At 34.9% G+C, this 17095-nt stretch carries 18 protein-coding genes; 10 read left to right on the plus strand and 8 right to left on the minus strand.

All coding sequences use genetic code 11. The annotated features are described in order from the left end of the window. Nucleotides 1–4 precede the first annotated feature (4 nt). Together J2772_RS10715 and J2772_RS10720 are read left to right on the plus strand one after the other, a co-directional pair. A complete protein-coding gene (locus tag J2772_RS10715) occupies nt 5–760 on the plus strand; it encodes a glycosyltransferase family 2 protein (protein ID WP_209916436.1) in 756 nt (251 codons plus the stop codon). Beyond that, entirely contained in the window at nt 760–1386 is a 627-nt protein-coding gene (locus J2772_RS10720; RefSeq protein WP_209916437.1) for a deoxyuridine 5'-triphosphate nucleotidohydrolase, read from the plus strand. Before J2772_RS10715 ends, J2772_RS10720 begins: the two co-directional genes overlap by 1 nt. Here the strand turns inward: J2772_RS10720 and J2772_RS10725 are convergent. From J2772_RS10725 to J2772_RS10745, 5 genes are all read right to left on the minus strand, one after another. Continuing rightward, nucleotides 1378–2616 (minus strand): 3-deoxy-D-manno-octulosonic acid transferase, encoded by a 1239-nt coding sequence (locus tag J2772_RS10725; protein WP_209916438.1) that lies wholly within the window; start codon nt 2614–2616, stop codon nt 1378–1380. The genes J2772_RS10720 and J2772_RS10725 overlap by 9 nt on opposite strands. Before the next feature lie 111 nt (nt 2617–2727). Further along, a complete protein-coding gene (locus tag J2772_RS10730) occupies nt 2728–3444 on the minus strand; it encodes a C40 family peptidase (protein ID WP_209916439.1) in 717 nt (238 codons plus the stop codon). A gap of 86 nt (nt 3445–3530) precedes the next feature. Further along, nucleotides 3531–4178, minus strand: coding sequence for an O-methyltransferase (locus tag J2772_RS10735; protein ID WP_209916445.1), 648 nt, complete (start codon nt 4176–4178; stop codon nt 3531–3533). Between the two features lie 134 nt (nt 4179–4312). Further along, the gene (locus tag J2772_RS10740; protein ID WP_209916448.1) at nt 4313–4465 is read right to left on the minus strand and encodes a CCPGW family putative bacteriocin; all 153 of its coding nucleotides are present in this window, start codon (nt 4463–4465) and stop codon (nt 4313–4315) included. Between the two features lie 474 nt (nt 4466–4939). Next, nucleotides 4940–5773 carry an OmpA family protein gene (locus J2772_RS10745; protein ID WP_209916450.1) on the minus strand — a complete coding sequence of 278 codons (834 nt, stop codon included), beginning with the start codon at nt 5771–5773 and terminating at the stop codon, nt 4940–4942. A gap of 87 nt (nt 5774–5860) precedes the next feature. Here J2772_RS10745 and tilS point away from each other — a divergent pair, with 87 nt between their 5' ends. The 6 genes from tilS to J2772_RS10775 all read left to right on the plus strand — a co-directional run bounded on the left by tilS (nt 5861) and on the right by J2772_RS10775 (nt 12565). Further along, on the plus strand, nt 5861–7210 hold the full coding sequence (gene tilS, locus J2772_RS10750; protein WP_209916452.1) for a tRNA lysidine(34) synthetase TilS: 1350 nt from the start codon (nt 5861–5863) through the stop codon (nt 7208–7210). Then, on the plus strand, nt 7200–9269 hold the full coding sequence (locus J2772_RS10755; RefSeq protein WP_209916454.1) for a protein-disulfide reductase DsbD family protein: 2070 nt from the start codon (nt 7200–7202) through the stop codon (nt 9267–9269). The genes tilS and J2772_RS10755 overlap by 11 nt, the downstream gene beginning before the upstream one ends. A 254-nt stretch (nt 9270–9523) precedes the next feature. Continuing rightward, entirely contained in the window at nt 9524–10045 is a 522-nt protein-coding gene (locus J2772_RS10760) for a biopolymer transporter ExbD (protein WP_209916456.1), read from the plus strand. Nucleotides 10046–10117: 72 nt separating this feature from the next. Further along, a complete protein-coding gene (locus J2772_RS10765; RefSeq protein WP_209916458.1) occupies nt 10118–10900 on the plus strand; it encodes an alpha/beta fold hydrolase in 783 nt (260 codons plus the stop codon). Nucleotides 10901–10904: 4 nt separating this feature from the next. Then, complete coding sequence (locus J2772_RS10770; protein WP_209916460.1) at nt 10905–11717, plus strand: hypothetical protein; 813 nt, start codon at nt 10905–10907, stop codon at nt 11715–11717. Between the two features lie 44 nt (nt 11718–11761). Further along, nucleotides 11762–12565 (plus strand): patatin-like phospholipase family protein, encoded by an 804-nt coding sequence (locus J2772_RS10775; protein ID WP_209916462.1) that lies wholly within the window; start codon nt 11762–11764, stop codon nt 12563–12565. 71 nt (nt 12566–12636) lie between these two features. On the opposite strand, the gene J2772_RS10780 is transcribed toward J2772_RS10775, so the two are convergent. After that, complete coding sequence (locus J2772_RS10780) at nt 12637–13641, minus strand: DHH family phosphoesterase (protein ID WP_209916464.1); 1005 nt, start codon at nt 13639–13641, stop codon at nt 12637–12639. Nucleotides 13642–13875: 234 nt separating this feature from the next. Between J2772_RS10780 and rpmH the strand changes: the two genes are divergently transcribed. Both rpmH and J2772_RS10790 read left to right on the plus strand, forming a co-directional pair. Further along, nucleotides 13876–14034: a 50S ribosomal protein L34 gene (rpmH, locus tag J2772_RS10785; RefSeq protein ID WP_034701860.1), complete on the plus strand. Its 159-nt coding sequence runs from the start codon at nt 13876–13878 to the stop codon at nt 14032–14034. 154 nt (nt 14035–14188) lie between these two features. After that, complete coding sequence (locus J2772_RS10790; RefSeq protein ID WP_045501191.1) at nt 14189–14899, plus strand: cell division ATP-binding protein FtsE; 711 nt, start codon at nt 14189–14191, stop codon at nt 14897–14899. Nucleotides 14900–14935: 36 nt separating this feature from the next. Here the strand turns inward: J2772_RS10790 and J2772_RS10795 are convergent, their stop codons facing one another. Beyond that, on the minus strand, nt 14936–15640 hold the full coding sequence (locus J2772_RS10795; RefSeq protein ID WP_209916466.1) for a tRNA1(Val) (adenine(37)-N6)-methyltransferase: 705 nt from the start codon (nt 15638–15640) through the stop codon (nt 14936–14938). Continuing rightward, nucleotides 15640–17094, minus strand: coding sequence for a sensor histidine kinase (locus J2772_RS10800; protein WP_129054162.1), 1455 nt, complete (start codon nt 17092–17094; stop codon nt 15640–15642). The genes J2772_RS10795 and J2772_RS10800 overlap by 1 nt, the downstream gene beginning before the upstream one ends. Between the last annotated feature and the right edge of the window lies 1 nt (nt 17095).

Below are 17095 nucleotides of genomic sequence, written 5' to 3' on the forward strand. Positions count from 1 at the left end.
ACGAATGAAAGACCTGGTCTCCATTATCACTCCCTGCTACAATTCTGCTGATTTTATAGAGGAAACGATACAATCTGTCCTTAGCCAAACCTATGAAAACTGGGAATGGCTGATTACTGATGACCTTTCTAAAGACAATACGGTTGAAATTATCAGGAAATATAATGATCCGAGAATCAAGCTTCAGATTCTGGAGAAAAACGGTGGTGCAGGAAATGCAAGAAATAATAGCCTTGAAAGAGCCCAAGGCCGATATATTGCCTTTTTGGATTCTGATGACTACTGGTATCCTGAATACCTTGAGACCATGACTAATTATATGCATGAACACAATGCTGAACTTGTATACTGTAATTATTCAAGGTGTGATGAGCATCTTCAACCTATATTAAAAGATTTTCTTGCAGATAAAGTGGTTACATTTTCTAATCTGTTGAAGACATGCCGACTGGCTCCTGTTTCTACGATGTATGATACCAAAAGGGTTGGAAAGTTTCTATTTCCGGTAAAAAGTAAGCGCGAGGACCACGTCATGTGGCTAAATCTCCTTAAAGTAATTCCGGAAGGTATGCCTATCAACAAAACAATGGCGAAGTATAGAATGCGTGAGAACAGTGTTTCCAGAAAGAAAAAAAACATCATTAAAGATCAATATCTGGTATATAAAGATTTTATGGGATTCTCCACTTTAAAATCATTGTATTATACAGCAAACTGGGCTGTTAACGGATTCCTGAAATATTCAAAAATATTTAATTAATGGAGTATTCAAAAGAATTTAAAGCAGCGCTGAGTGCTTTTTCCAGCACAGAAAAGGATAAACTTATTTTCAGGCTTCTGAGAAAGGATAAATTATTATCAAAGAAACTGTATTTCGAACTTATTGATCCGGAAAATACCGATGATAAGAGAAATGCAATGGAAGAAAATGTAGAAGAAAAAATTATTTTAGCCTCGAAATATATTGGTAATACTAAATATTTCCTGACCATTATCCGAAAAATAAGTGCAGAAATCACTGAGCATATCAAAATAACAACGGACAAATTCGGAGAAGTTTCACTGAATCTGCTGATGGTTGATAAGATTTTAGATTACAATAATGATCTGAGCAGACAGCGGTTTGATAATGTTTATAAACTTTACATTTATATCATCAATAAGATATTCAAATCCCTAACCTTAATTAAGAAGCTGGATGAAGATTACTGGATGGAATTTGATGACCTTTTAAAAACCATACAGCAAAAAATATCCGAAAACCATTATCTGCAAAAGCTATGTATCAATAATGGTCTTGATCTGAACTGGTTTGAATCTGACAACATTCCTGACAACATTGAACAAATCATGAAGGATATAAAAAGCCAGGGATTCTTAAGATAGAATTTCCTGAAGGATCATCTCTGTAGAATTAGGTTTCTCATCAACGAAATTCACCGCATTCTCAGACATTTCTGCAAGCTCTTCCTCATTATCTTCATTAGCGAGGAATAAAACGAATTCTGCTGCAGTATATTCGTCTGCAAAAGATCTACCGCCATTCTTGTTGATAAGATCATCTGCTTCAGGATTCTTTTTATAATGATTTCCAAAGATAACCGGAACTCCGAATGTGGCAGCCTCAAGGATATTATGAAGTCCTGCATCATGAAACCCACCACCAACAACTGCTGCATCAGCATAGGAATACAGTTTAGACAACAATCCTATACTATTAATAATTAAGATTTGAGAGTTTAAATTTACAGGTAGGGAATCTTTGATCTCACTATATAATAAAGCATCGGGAAAGATATTTTTCAGATGCTCTACTCTCTTCAAATCATGAGGTGCAATAATTATTTTGACCGCATTATTTTTACGAGAAACCATTTCTGCAATTTTCTCTTCCGCCTGCCATGAACTCCCGAAAACAATTGCTTTATGACCACCTATAAAATCCTCAATATAATCCACATGATTATTACGGTTTCTTAGTTGTTTTACCCTGTCAAACCTGGTATCTCCAGTTACAGAAGATTTTACCAAGCCCACGCTTTTAGCCAAAGCAAGTGAAAATTGAGTCTGATGAAAGAACCAATCTACATTCTCCTTTAGCTCCTTTACAAACCATTTTCCGTAAGAGGTAAAAAACGACTGCCTCTCATAGAACAAGGCAGAAATCACATAGATCTTTGCATTTTTTTCTTTAAGTGCTTCAAGCAGATTATACCAATAATCATACTTCACCGTAAAAAATAGTTTAATATCAAATTGGGATATAAATTCTCTTACAGTATTCTTTTTATCAAACGGCAGATAGCAAATCACATCTGCAATATGTTTCTTTTTAATTACATTTTCATATCCTGACGGAGAAAAGAACGTTATCAGAATTTTATGATCGGAAAATTGACTTTTAAGTTTCTCCAACACAGGCAGTCCCTGTTCATATTCGCCTAAACTGGCGGCATGCATCCAGATCACCTTATCTGTTTTTGAAAAAGCAGATTTAACCTTATCCAAAGACTGTTTTCTTCCATCAACGCCTTTTTTAGTTTTATCATTAAATAATGAGAAAACCTTCATTCCAAAAATGAGAAGACTGATAAATATATTATAAAGTAAATTCAATTCTGATAGATCTAGTCGTTAGACTTTATTTTACTTTCCCGAAATGAAAACCCATATTACAACCAGTAAAAGAGTATTCACAATTAATAACATGCTGGAAGTTTTCATGTTTTAAATAACACTTTTAAGAACTCTCAATTTATGAGTATGCTTATTCATTTCTTCATTAAAGATTCCGGTAGAATCCAAAGTATCAATTCTCACTTTTCCTGAGGCATGAATAATCTTCTGATTCTCGAGCATTATACCCACATGGATAATCTTCCCATCAGCATTTTCAAAGAAGGCAAGATCTCCGGGCCTGGTTTCTTCTACAAAAGTAAGAGCCTCTCCTACTTCTGCCTGCTGCGAAGCATCTCTTGGAATCTTAATACCATGAACTTTGTAAACCAATTGAGTAAATCCGGAGCAGTCTACGGCAAAAAAACTTTTACCACCCCATAAATAAGGCACATTAAGGAATTCTTTAGCAGTAAGAGCAACACTTTCCCTCACATCATGGCTTCTTCTTGAGGCTACCACAGGAAAGTCCACTTCAGACCCCATTGATAGTAAAGTTTTACCGTCTTTCATCAATACAGAAGAAAAATCTTCCGTCACTACAGTCACTTTTCTATTGGCCAGTTCTTCATCTGTTACTGTTTTTAGCTGCTTGGTATCCATCCATCCTTCATAGCCGTCATAGTGCATTTTTATTCTAGTCCAGTTTTTATTCACTTCTAAAATATCTACACTTTCTCCAAACAATATTTCTGTAACAATTTCAGCCTTATCAGAACCTTCCGCACGAACCGGCGCTACTGTTACGATACAAATTCCTTTATTCATTTTATTCATTTAGAAATTAGGAAAATTAAGAGATTTAGAAACTAAGCAATAATGTCATTTCTAAATCTCTTACTCTTTTCTTTTAATTACTTCCTGCGAAGGAAGTTGACTCCATCACGCAAAGGTAAAATAAGATTTTCAAAATCTTCGTCTTTTGCCGCTAAATCATTCAATTCCTGAATAGACTGTGTAGATTTCAGCTTTGGATTTTCTTCCAGCACCTTCCCATACCAAAGAACATTATCAAACATCACTACTGATCCCGACTTTGTATGAGGTTTTATCAGTTTGAAATATTCGGCATAATTTTCTTTATCGGCATCTACAAAAATTAAATCAAAAAACTCATTTGTTTCTTTTAAAAACTCTTTGGCATCCTGAAGTTTAAAATCAATCTGAGCAGCATATTCACTGGATTCAAAATATTTCTTCGGCAGATAAGCCAGATCTTCATTCACATCCAAGGTAGTTATTCTACCATCTTTTGCCAATCCTGAAGCCAGGCACAAAGTAGCATATCCGGTAAATGTACCGATTTCAAGAATGCTTTTAGGTTGAAGCATCTGGGAGATGATCGTCAGCAATCTTCCCTGCTGATATCCTGAAATCATATGAGGCTGTGTAGTTTTCTGATAAGTTTCTCTTCTCAGCTTTTTCAGAATTTCGGATTCTGAGGAAGCGTGTGCTTCCAAATATCTATCCATTTCAGGATTCTTTTCTTCAAAAAAACTCATACCATTTTAATTTAAACAAATTTAGGGATTTTAAAACTTTTTTGACCCTGGGCTTCGTTCAATATAAGATACAAAAAAGAGAGAAACTAATCTCTCTTTTCTTAGATATATTTTCTCTGAGGTAGAGAAAATCATTATAAAGCCACACAATATCTTCCTTTTGAAGCACATACCCATCCCGGGCAGCAGTCACTGGTTTTTTGACAAATTATCATCGGGTTACAAGCTAAGGCAGCACCTTGTACATTTTTCATTTCTTCTCTTGAAAGTTTTTTTGAATTTTTCATAATTATTTTGTTTAGTATTAATTTCCTACTCTTTAAGATTTTCGGATACCTCTGTTTTTATCTCCCTATATAGAGATTTAAATATACGATTTCTTTTATTAATCAGATAATTATATTTAAAACAAAGTATTTTAGAGAATTCAATAATCTAACACTAGGGAAAAATCCCATACAAAATACCGGGAAAATACGGATGTTTTTTCTGTAGTATTAATTCTAAGTTTGCAAAGAGAACGAAGGGGTAAAAACACTAGAAAACAAAATGATTGCAGAAGATCAACCACAAACTAACCATGAGAATCAAAAAAATGTACCTCCAAAAGGAAGTACACAGTCTTCTGCAAAAAAAAACAAGACTGAAATATCCAATCATTTTTTACGGAGAATTATTTCTCTTTTGAAAAAAGAAGAATTAATTTGATTAAAAAAATAAATCCCGAATTTCTTCGGGATTTATTTTTTATTATAGTTTCATTATTTCTTTGGAGTAATATCCATTAGCTTCATAAACTCATCCAGCTTAGGCATAATGATGATTTCTGTTCTTCTGTTTTCTGCTCTTCCGGAAACGCTCATATTAGTAGCTTTCGGGTTGTACTCGGAACGACCTCCTGCTGTAATTCTTGCAGGATCTACTCCGAACTGAGTCTGAAGAACCTTAGCAACAGAGGTACCTCTTAATGCAGAAAGATCCCAGTTGTCTCTTGGCAGGTTTGCAGAATTCAACGAAGCATTATCTGTATTTCCTTCAATCAATACTGAATATTTATCATAGTCATTGATTACTTTCGCTACCTTACCTAGCACCTCTTGAGCTGCTGGTAAAATATTATAATCTCCTGTTTTGTATAACATTTTGTCTGAAAGGGAGATCATTACCACTCCTTTCAATACTTTCACCTGTACATCTTCATCTGATACATTATCTAAAGATCTCTTCAGTTTGTTAGACAACGCAAGGTTTAAGCTATCGTTTTTAGCATTGCTGGAAATTAACTGCTTGATATATGAATTGGAAGCATTGATTTCTCCCACAAGCTTGTCAATATTAGCAGAGCTTTTTCCTGTATTGGAAAGGCATGCATCCAGTGATGATTTTAAAGCATCATGTTGGCTTTTTAATAAATTATTTTCACCTGTCAATGCAGAGTTCTGAGATTTCAAATCCTGAATTTCTCTTTGTCTTTCACCTATATTTTCAATACACTGCTTATAGTTTGTGCTTAAGGCATCATACTGCTTCTTGCTCACACAAGAGGTCATCCCCAACGCCATTGCAGAAACCGCTAAAATTTTAAAAATCTTCATACGTAATCATTTTTAGACAACTCAAAGTTAGGGAAATTCAATTGAATTATATGGATTATCTTTGTATAAAAGAAATTCTCAACACCTATGTTGAAAAAATCAAGTTTCAGAAAACAATTAGAAAATCTTATTCACCAAACTGAAAATCACAGCTATCTTTTAGCCGTGAGCGGAGGTGCTGACTCTATGGTTCTAGCCTCCCTGTTCCAGGGTTTGAGGAATGAAAAACAGAATTCAGAGTACTCATTTCAGATAGCTCACATCAATTATAAACTCCGGGGTGAAGATTCGGATCTGGATCAAAAAGTGGTACAGGATTTTTGTGAGAAAAATCATATCAGGTTCCATCTATATGAAGTTTCGGAAAAAGATAAAAAACCGGAAAATTCTATTCAGCTTTGGGCAAGAGAACTTAGGTATGCTTTTTTTAAGGAAATTAAGGAAAAGGAAAAACTGGAATTTCTGGTTACTGCCCATCATCTGAACGATCAGCTGGAAACATTTATCATCAATCTTTCCAAAGCTGCAGGAATTAATGGTTTGAGTGGCATTCCTGCTAATGACAATCATATTCTTCGTCCGCTTTTACAATTCTCCAAACAGGAAATTTATCAATTTGCAGAAGAAAACAATATTGAATTCCGGGAAGATCTTTCCAATAAAAAGAGTGATTATCTGAGAAACAAGATCAGAAATGAAATTGTTCCGAAATTACAGGAAACTAACGATCATTTTCTGGAAAACTTTAAAAAAAGTTCTTCATACCTGAACCAGACTAAAGATTTTATTCAAAAACAGATTCAGGAGATAGAAAATAAACTTATCGTATTTAACAAAGACCACAAAACTTTATCAAAGGAAAAGCTGGATCAGGAAAGCGATTTTGTTAAGTTTGAGATTTTAAAAAAATATGGGTTCAATCAGGAAGAAGAAATCCCCAAAATTTTTAAGGCAGAAAACAATAGTTCTTTTTTTTCAAAAGAATATCAGCTGATTGTTAACAGAGATGAATTAATCTTTATTGAAATAAACAAAGAAACTGAAAACATACAAGAAATCACTCTGATTGACCGTTTTGATTTCTCAGGAAACCAGATCAGTATCAACCTTCAGGATTCTATGGAAGACATTGATGGAATCAATAAAAATATGGAATGGGATTTTGATGCTGAAAAAATTCAGTTTCCACTGCATTTAAGAAAACACAAGGAAGGTGATGAGTTTTACCCGACCGGTTTTTCGGGGAAAAAGAAAGTTTCTAAATTTTTTAGGGACGAAAAATTATCTATTTTAGCGAGGCAAAAAATTTGGATATTGTCTGACGGTAAGAATTCCGTACTTGGAATCATTCCTTTCAGACAGGATAGAAGATATGCAAAGGATGAGAAAACAGAGCGTATTCTCAAAATTTTTAATGAAACGAAAAATGAAATTTAGAAATTGGCTTTTATTAATTCTACTCTTTTTAGCAACAGGAATTAATGCACAGATTAAAAATCCTGTAAAGTTTAAGTTTACCATCAACGATCTGGGCAACAACCAGTATGAAGCGGTTTTGAATGCCACCATGGAAAAAGGATGGCACATTTACTCCAAAGACCTTCCTGAAGACACAGGAATTCCTACTGAGTACAAAGTTTCAGGAAAGAATATTGAACTGATCGGAAAATTCACCGAAGTAGGTAAGAAACACGAAGAATTCTCTGAAGCTTTCGGGGGAACTATTGTTTTTTATTCCAATAGTGCTGGTTTCAAACAGAAATTCAAGCTAAAGGATCCTACAAAACCGGCGGATGTTACTTCTGAAATTACATATCAGACTTGTGATGACAGAGTTTGTCTTGCACCGAATACTTTAGAATTTAATCAAAAGGTTACTCCAAAAGGAGCAACGGAAGAAGCTACTCCTGAAGAAACAGCAAAACCAGCAAAAGATTCTGTAAAAGCTGTTGAAACAGTTACTGAAAATCCAACTAAAACAGAGGTTACTATTGCTGAAACCTCAACACTGGACCCTAAGCAGCTGAAAATTGAAACATTGGATTTCAAAAAACCATTAACAGATTGCGGAACGGCTTCCACAAAGGTAGATGAAAACTACTGGACTTATTTATTCTTAGGTTTCATTGGTGGTCTAATCGCCTTATTGACACCATGCGTTTTCCCGATGATTCCTTTAACGGTTTCATTCTTCACCAAAGGAAGTAAGGATAAGGCAAAAGGTAAAAGAGATGCTTTGATCTATGGGTTTTTCATTCTTCTTATTTTCGTTTTATTGAGTATTCCTTTCCACATTATTGATGGAATTGCAGGAAACATCTTCAATGAGATCTCTACAAGTGTATGGCTGAATATTGCCTTCTTTATTATATTTATCTTCTTTGCCGGAAGTTTCTTCGGGTATTATGATATTACTTTACCTAGCTCTATTGCCAATAAGTCTTCAAAAGCTGAGGAAGCTGGTGGTATCATCGGTATTTTCTTTATGGCATTAACGCTGGTAATTGTTTCTTTCTCTTGTACAGGACCTATCTTAGGAAGTTTACTAGGAAGCGCTGTAACCGGTTCTTCGAATGTACCAATGCTATTGACATTTGCTTTGGCAGGATTTGGATTAGCATGGGCTATTATTTTTGGATTATTAGCTTTATTCCCACAAGCATTACAAAGTCTTCCAAAATCTGGAGGATGGATGAATACGGTAAAAGTGGTTTTAGGTTTCGTAGAATTGGCTCTAGCTTTAAAATTCTTATCAAAAGCAGACCTTGTATCGAAGACTTTCTTCTTAAAAAGAGAACTATTCATTGCCATCTGGATTATTGTAGCTTTAGGATTGGCTTTATATTTATTCGGATTAATCAAGTTTCCACATGATGATAAAAAACCTAAAGTTTCAATCACCAGAAAAATATTAGGAGTATTAGGATTTGGTTTTGTAATCTATCTGATCCAAGGATTAATTCCATCTGACCGTCCAAAACTTCAGTTATTAAGTGGCATTCTGCCTCCATTGAATGTTAGCTATTTCCACGATGAAAAAGATGGTATTTTGGGAATGCATCCGGAACATGATTTCTTTAAAGCGATAGAAATTGCAAAAAAGGAAAACAAGCCAATCTTAATTGACTTCACGGGTTACGGTTGTGAAAACTGTAGAAAAATGGAAGAGTTTGTATGGAGCGAACCGGATATCTTACCGATTCTTCAGAACGATGTTGTCTTAGCTTCTTTATATGTAGATGACAAAGAAGAGCTTCCTGAAGATCAAAAAACAAAGATTGATCTTGGAGACGGACAGATCAAAAAGGTGAAAACAATTGGGGACAGATGGAGTTTATTCCAACAGGTTAACTTCAATAACAATTCCCAGCCTCACTACGTGTTAATCACTCCTGACGGAAAAGTTATCAACACTCCTGTTTCCGGATATATGCCGAAGGATGATTTTAAAAAGTTCCTGGAATGTGGAGTTAATTACTTCAAAAAAAGCAAATAAATAATTTTATATAAAATTTTAAAACTCACACTTCTCCGGTGTGAGTTTTTCATTTTCGAAACTAAAGCAAATTATTCAGATTCAACATATTCAACAATGATTTTTAACATCATTTAAGTACAACCACTCAATAAAAATGAAAATTCATTACATATTTTAAATTTTAGGCATCAACTTTGTATCAATTTTTCAAAATCACGATCGGGTTTTCAAAGTTTTCATCAAATACCGTTTAACAATTTAAAATATGAATTATGGCAGAAGTTATTGCACAAGAAAAGCAAGGCAGCAAGCAAAAGAAAAAATTAATCAGAGTAGACATGACTCCTATGGTAGACCTGGGGTTTCTGCTGATCACTTTCTTTATGTTCACTACCAATTTTACAAAACCCAACGTGATGGATTTGGGACTTCCCGCGAAAGACCCTAATCCCAGACCAATTGAAACTGTAATTGGAGATAAAAATCAGATTACATTTATTTTGGGAAAAGACAATCGTATTTTTTATCATCAAAGCAATGCGACCGATTTAAATACAAGCAACCTACAAGAAACAGATTTCAGCGGAATAAAAGTTTCAAAAATTATTTCTGAAGCCTATAAAAACGCTCCTAAACCGGAAAATTTTACAGTAATAATCAAACCTACTGATGAAGCCAACTACAAAAATTTTGTAGATATGTTGGATAATCTGGCTATCTCTAAAAAAGAGCGTTATGGAGTAACGGATATCAAACCTTGGGAAACAAAGGTTTATAAAGAATTAACTCAATAAAAGAGAAAGGGCATTTTTAAAATGCTCTTTTTTGTTTACATTTGAAAGGTTAACCACTAAAATTTTGGAATCATGCTGAACTTTGAAAGAAAAGGAAATGGAAAAGAAACGTTAGTACTCCTCCACGGTTTTATGGAAAACCTATCCATTTGGAGTGATATGGAACCTCATCTTTCCAAAGATTTCTCCCTTTTAAAAATTGATCTTCCCGGGCACGGACAATCTGAGATACTGGGGGAAATTCACACCATGGAACTTATGGCTGATGAAGTAAAAAAAGTTCTAGATGCTCAAAATCTAGAAAAAGTTCATCTATTAGGACACTCTATGGGTGGATATGCATCTCTGGCTTTTGCAGAAAAATACCCTGAATCCCTAAAAAGTGTAACCCTTTTCTTCTCTACTTATTTTGCTGATGATGAAGAGAAAAAACAACAGCGTATCAAAAGCTATAGGATTATTAAAGATGCTTTCTCCCATTATGCCAGAGCAGGAGTTCCAAATCTATTCAATCCTAATGAAAGAGACATTCTGGAAGGGAAAATTGAAACCGCACTGGAAACCGCACTTTCTACCAACAATATGGGAGCTCTTGCCTGTGTAAAAGGTATGGTGGAAAGAACGGATAAAAAACATATCATGCAAAATCTGGAAGCCAAAATTCTGGTTCTGGCCGGCAAACATGATAATGCAGTAAAAACAGAGACTACAATTAAAAATCTTCCGGACAGAACGAATATCAAATCCTACATATTAGATTGTGGCCACAATGGTCATTGGGAAAAACCGGGCATTTGTGCCGAAATCATTAACACGGAACTCCTTCACAATCTTCCGAAGAAATTAGTATTGTAAAAACATGAGAATTGCCATCACTTCTATCTTTCTTCTTGCATTCTTAAGCTGCAAAAAGGATAAACAGCCAACATCCAACGCCAAGCCTACAGACTCTGCTCAGGTATCATCCAAAAAAACAGACACTTTAGCCTCCGATCTGCCTAAACAGGAAGTATTTCAGTTTGTAACAGAATTATGTGATAACAAAGGATATTTTGATAGTAATAAATACTCCAAAGAAGAAATTGAAGGTACTTATAAACTCTGGTTTGAGCTAAGCGGTTCTTTGCTTGACACCCAATCTGTCTACAATCTTAAAAGTCTTACGGAAATAAGAAATAATCATGATAAAATTCTGGCAAAGCTTGATAAGGATTTTACAGAAAGAAAAGCTCAGATTCAAAACCTGAAGGTTGTAAATACCCCTTACTGGCAGGATATTAAAAAGAAAAGATATGAAGAACTTATTCAATATTATGAGAAATTGAAAATTGAGGTTCAAGCCTACTCCAATCCAGCAATTCTGCTTAAAGACAACAAATGTAAAACTTTTTCAAAAGCTTTAAATTCTACTGATGACCAAATGTTTGCAGAGTGGAGAAAACTCAGAGAAGAAATGAGCAAAACTAACGGCAATCCACAACATGTAATGGATGAGTATAATGAGCAACTCAACTCCACAGACAATAGAGACTATGCAATCATTGACCTGATTACTTTTGGCTGGGGTAATTGTGCTAATGATAAAATACAGAGAGTTTCTCATGATGAAAAGATGAACAATGAATTTAATGCACTTTTCATTAAGGTTGATTCCAAATGTGATGAACCATAGACATTGAGAAAAATCCTGTATATTAGTAAGGTATAATTTTCTCAATGGGAATATTCTCGTTTAAAAAAAAGACACCTCCGAAACCTCCGGTTATCGGACTTACACTTTCAGGCGGAGGAATGCGTGGAATTGCGCATATCGCCGTATTGAAAGCACTGGAAGAATATAACCTTAAACCACATATTATTTCAGGAACCAGTGCAGGCTCTATTATTGCTGCTTTTTATTCGTTTGGAAAAACGCCGGGCGAAATGATGGAAATCGTAAAGCAAACTTCTTTTTTTTCACGGTCTGCCTTGAAATTATCAAAAAATGGAATTTTTAGTTCTAATTTTATTCTAAAACTTTTCAGAGACTATTTCCCAGAAGACAATTTTAACATCCTGAAAATCCCTGTTTACATTGCCACAACGGAAATGACGCATGGCATTGTTGATTTCTTCTCTGAAGGTGAGCTATTCACACCACTTCTGGCTTCATCAAGTGTTCCTTTTATCCTGCCTCCGGTAAGAATGGGTGGGAAAATATACGTAGATGGCGGTGTTCTTGACAATCTTCCCATTGAACCCATTATGGATAAATGTGATTTTCTGATTGCCTCTCATGTCAATTCAATAAGTTATGATGAACTCAATAAGATGAGCCTGATGAAAGAATTTGACAGGATTCTCCATTTAGCCATTGCAAAATCAGTCTATTCCAAAGTAAAATACTGCAATATATTTCTAGACCCGCCTAAAATGACGAAATTCAGTCTTTTTAACAAGAAGTATATAGATGAAATGTTTCAACAGGTATACGAATATACTTGTATGGAACTTGAGGAAAAGGGATATACTAAGGTTTGAGGTCTTAGTATGAAAGGGTTTGAGAGTCTATCAAAGTTGATTTACTTGCTTCTCTTTAGCTTGCTTCTCTTTTACAAATTTTCTTCGATCAGTCTTGCTTTGAAAATCTCAATAGTTCCCGGCAGAGAGTCATTGGATTTACCACCTGCTGCATTAATATGTCCGCCACCGTTAAAGTATTTTCTGGAGAATTGGTTTACATCTACATCATCTTTACTTCTGAATGAGATCTTGATAAAATCTTCATAAAGATCTTCCATAAAGAATGCAGACATTTTCACTCCGGCAATACTTAATCCATAATTTACGAAACCTTCTGTGTCTCCTTTCTGGAAACCAAATTCTTTAAGTTCGTTTCTTGTAAGGCTTAAAATAGCCACACTACCATCATTCACCACCTCTATTCTTCCTAAAACCAAGGCAAGCAAATGAAGACGGGAAACCGTATTCGTATCCCAGGTATTGGAAGTAATCATCGCAGGATCTGCTCCTTTTTCAATTAAGTTAGCAATAATTCTATGGGTATTAGCGCTTGTTGAGCGGAAACGGAAACCTCCTGTATCCGTCATAATTCCGGTATATAAACATTCTGCAATATCTTGATTCACCAGTTTCTCATCTTCCATAGCTTCAATGAAATGATAAATCATCTGTGAAGTAGCAGGAATTACCGTATCTGAATACACAAAATCAAATGACTCCGGCTGTTGGTGATGGTCAATAAGGATTTTCTTTCCCTGAGCCTTTATCAGCCAGTCTCCCAATAATCCGATTCTTGAAGGCGAATTAAAATCAAGACAGAAAATAACATCTGCTGCTGCAATCATATCAGCAGCCAGTTTTCTTTTATATTCTGCAATAATCACTTTCTTAGATTCCGGCATCCATTTCAGAAACTTTGGAAAATCGTTAGGTACAATAACCTCAGCATAAATTCCTTTTGCCTTTAAATAATGTTTCAATCCCAGACTGGAACCAATAGCATCACCATCCGGATTATAGTGGGTAAGAATAACTATTTTGTTTTCAGGTGTTAGTAATGTATTGATCTCTAAAAGTTCTGCTGGTGTAAACATCTTGTGTTTATTTTCGTTAAAATTTAAGTTTTCAAAGATAGAGCTTTTATATAAATCATTTAAATATTATTTTTGCATCTGGAATTTGGTTTCCAATCAAGCTTTGTAAGTATTTGATTAAAAAACATTCCAAATATTTTCAAAAAAAGATTATTAAAATTTGTATCTTATAAAAATTTCTATATCTTTGCAACCTGAAAATTAATAGATTAATTACGATTTAAACATATAGTAATGAGTAAAAGAACATTCCAGCCATCAGAAAGAAAAAAGAGAAACAAACACGGTTTCAGAGAAAGAATGTCTACGCCAAATGGAAGAAGAGTTTTGGCTGCGAGAAGAGCTAAAGGCAGAAAGAGTTTAACTGTAAGTGCTGCACGCGCTAAGAGATAATCTTTTTATTATCATATACAAAACATGCTTGGAAAGTTTCTTTTCAGGCATTTTTTGTTGTTAAAATTTATTAAAATTAGAGTCAAATAGACTTCTTTTTTCTATTTTTAAAGATTGAAAATTTTTTGTTAGAAATAGCCTTTAAAATTAAATTATGCCACATACAAATATCTCCGGAGACAATATTATAAGTTTACAGCATGCAAAAATTGCCCAAAAAAACTTTACTGTTCTTTCTGATGTAAATCTAAATATTAAAAAGGGTAGATTCTGCTACCTTATTGGAAAAACAGGTTCCGGAAAAAGCTCCCTTCTGAAAACGCTTTATGGACATATTCCATTAGCTTCAGGACACGGATCCGTGGTAGGATTTGAGCTGGCAAAACTAAAACCATCTGACATTCCTAACCTAAGAAGAAAATTAGGCATTGTATTCCAAGATTTTCAATTACTTTCCGACAGGACTGTTGAAAAGAACTTAAAATTCGTTTTGGAAGCTACTGGCTGGAACGATAAAACAAAAATGGAAGACAGAATCAATGAAGTATTGGGAAGTGTGAACATGAAGAGCAAAAAGCATAAAATGCCACATGAACTTTCCGGAGGAGAGCAGCAGCGTATCGCTATCGCAAGAGCCCTTCTTAACCACCCAGACCTTATTCTTGCGGATGAGCCAACAGGAAACCTTGACCCTGAAACCTCTAACGAAATTATGACTTTATTAAAGCAGGTTGCCCTTGAAAATGGCGCTGCTGTAGTAATGGCAACTCACGATTATCATATGATTCAGAACTTCCCTGGTGAAGCAATCAGATGTGAAGATGGAAAAGTATCCGTACTAGATACTGCCGAATTATTTGAATAAGAACAAAAAGATTTAGAAATCACAGAACCGTTTTTTCTAATTTCCAACCTCTTTAAAAACATGAAACTCTTTAGTGAGTTCAAGATATTGGTCCGAGTATTTCCTCGGACTTTTTTCTATAATAAATTCAGATTCCAGAAGATTTTTTTTCGTTAAAGAAAACTCCAGCACCAATCTTTTTGTTTTGGAATTTTCAATGCCTTTGATATGAACTCTTCTGTTCAGAAACAGATTATTTTCTTCAGCAATTAAAATAAAGATTGCTCCGGCCTCCACCGGAATAATTACTGAAAGAAGTCCGTGTTCAGATAATAGTTGTACAGATTGAGCGATAAGCTGTCTGAAATTCAACTCTACCGTCTGGCGAGCAATTTTATCTTTATCAGATCCGGATTCTTCAAAGTAAGGTGGGTTTGAAACGATCAGATCAAACTTTTCTTCGGTATCAAAAGTTTTAAAATCCTGATGAATATTTTTCAGCCTCGCACGGAAAGGGGCATTTTCAAAATTAAGTTCTGTAAGGGCAGCAGCGTCTTCATTAATATCCAATCCTAAAAAATCTGCCTGCAGATTCCTTTGAGCTAACATCAATGAGATCAACCCTGTTCCAGTACCTACTTCCAAAACATGAGAAGCAAACTCAACATTAGCTAAGGCACCAAGCAAAACCCCGTCTGTTCCTACCCGGAAGACGTCTTTGGATTGTTGGATTTCAAATTGCTTAAATATAAAAGGCTTCACTATAAATTGGTAGGCAATGTAATGATGAATGTAGACCCTTTCCCAACTTCTGATTTTACTGAGATCTCTCCTTTATAGTCTTCAATCATCTTTCTTACCATGGATAATCCAAGTCCCATTCCGCTGGTTTTAGAGGTGAAATTAGGCTCAAAAATTCTTTCATACATACTTTCTGGAATACCGACACCGTTATCCTGAACAGAGACAATCACTCTTCGCTGATGCTGTTCCACATCTACATTGATAATTAATTTTCTCTCATCACTTTCTGCCTGCTTGGCATTGGTAACAAGATTGGTAATGATTCTGGAAAGATAAATTCTATCCATATTAATCATAATATTACTCTTGTTGGCATGCATGAAGATACTGTCATCATTAAATACACGAAGAATATCTTCTACTTCTGTATTCAGATTGATAACTTCATTATTTTTCTCAGGAAGCTTGGCAAATTCTGAGAATGCAGAAGCCACGGTAGCAATCAGATCAATCTGATCCACCATTGTTTTACTCATCTGCTTTACTCTTTCTTTGATATTCGGATCTTCGGGATCAAATTTTCTTTCAAAATTCTGAATAGTAAGCTTCATAGGAGTAAGCGGGTTTTTCACTTCATGGGCAACCTGCTTTGCCATCTCTCTCCACGCTTCTTCAGATGCTTTAAACCTTAGCCTTTCTTTTTGATCCTGAATTTGCAGAATCATTCTGTTATACGCTCTTGCCAGAGCATTCAATTCGTCATTTTTATAATATCTGATAGGACGCATTTCATTTTCAAACAATGTAATACGCGTAATCATATCAGAGAATTTCGTAATGGTTTTCGCCAGACTATTAGAAGTCACCCAGCTTATCCATATACTAAACAGGATAAGAAATATATCTACTAAAAGAATATATTTTACATACTGATGTAATACTTCCAGGTAAGCAGATTCGTTATGATATAAAGGAATATAAACAATACCGATGGGCTCCAGTTCATTGTTTTTCAACAGAAGATATGACGAGGTAAGCTTTGCATCTTTGGCAGCATCATATCTTGTCATATCAACTCTTGCATCCGTGGACAGGATTTTGTTGATAATTTCCATAGAAAGTGTTTTCTGATCGATCAGACTTTCATCTTTATTGGAAAGTACATAATTTCCTTTCAGATCATAAATAACAATATCATGCTGGTTGATATCTGCGATCTCAAAGATCTTATTCCCTAAAACCTTCGGCAGATCTTTGGTCTCTACCAATGTGCGGCTTACGGCATAATCCAGATATCTCATTACTGCATTGGTCTTCTCCTGCATATCGATGTTACTCTGTTGCAGAGAATTATTCCTCAATACAAAATAAGGAACCAGTGATGTTGCCACAACACTTAAAAAGCATACCAATAAGAAACCAAAAAACACACGGTTCCTTAAACTATATCCTTTATATTTATTTAACGACATC

This window comes from Chryseobacterium jejuense, assembly GCF_017877355.1.
Lineage (GTDB): Bacteria > Bacteroidota > Bacteroidia > Flavobacteriales > Weeksellaceae > Chryseobacterium > Chryseobacterium jejuense_A.

Coding starts and splice junctions, on each gene's coding strand:
- J2772_RS10765 (WP_209916458.1), top strand. CDS start 10,118: ATGCTGAACTTTGAAAGAAAAGGAAATGGAAAAGAAACGTTAGTACTC.
- J2772_RS10760 (WP_209916456.1), top strand. CDS start 9,524: ATGGCAGAAGTTATTGCACAAGAAAAGCAAGGCAGCAAGCAAAAGAAA.
- tilS (WP_209916452.1), top strand. CDS start 5,861: ATGTTGAAAAAATCAAGTTTCAGAAAACAATTAGAAAATCTTATTCAC.
- J2772_RS10715 (WP_209916436.1), top strand. CDS start 5: ATGAAAGACCTGGTCTCCATTATCACTCCCTGCTACAATTCTGCTGAT.
- J2772_RS10770 (WP_209916460.1), top strand. CDS start 10,905: ATGAGAATTGCCATCACTTCTATCTTTCTTCTTGCATTCTTAAGCTGC.
- J2772_RS10745 (WP_209916450.1), bottom strand. CDS start 5,773: ATGAAGATTTTTAAAATTTTAGCGGTTTCTGCAATGGCGTTGGGGATG.
- J2772_RS10790 (WP_045501191.1), top strand. CDS start 14,189: ATGCCACATACAAATATCTCCGGAGACAATATTATAAGTTTACAGCAT.
- J2772_RS10720 (WP_209916437.1), top strand. CDS start 760: ATGGAGTATTCAAAAGAATTTAAAGCAGCGCTGAGTGCTTTTTCCAGC.
- J2772_RS10735 (WP_209916445.1), bottom strand. CDS start 4,178: ATGAGTTTTTTTGAAGAAAAGAATCCTGAAATGGATAGATATTTGGAA.
- J2772_RS10780 (WP_209916464.1), bottom strand. CDS start 13,641: ATGTTTACACCAGCAGAACTTTTAGAGATCAATACATTACTAACACCT.
- J2772_RS10740 (WP_209916448.1), bottom strand. CDS start 4,465: ATGAAAAATTCAAAAAAACTTTCAAGAGAAGAAATGAAAAATGTACAA.
- J2772_RS10775 (WP_209916462.1), top strand. CDS start 11,762: ATGGGAATATTCTCGTTTAAAAAAAAGACACCTCCGAAACCTCCGGTT.
- J2772_RS10730 (WP_209916439.1), bottom strand. CDS start 3,444: ATGAATAAAGGAATTTGTATCGTAACAGTAGCGCCGGTTCGTGCGGAA.
- J2772_RS10755 (WP_209916454.1), top strand. CDS start 7,200: ATGAAATTTAGAAATTGGCTTTTATTAATTCTACTCTTTTTAGCAACA.
- J2772_RS10800 (WP_129054162.1), bottom strand. CDS start 17,094: ATGTCGTTAAATAAATATAAAGGATATAGTTTAAGGAACCGTGTGTTT.
- rpmH (WP_034701860.1), top strand. CDS start 13,876: ATGAGTAAAAGAACATTCCAGCCATCAGAAAGAAAAAAGAGAAACAAA.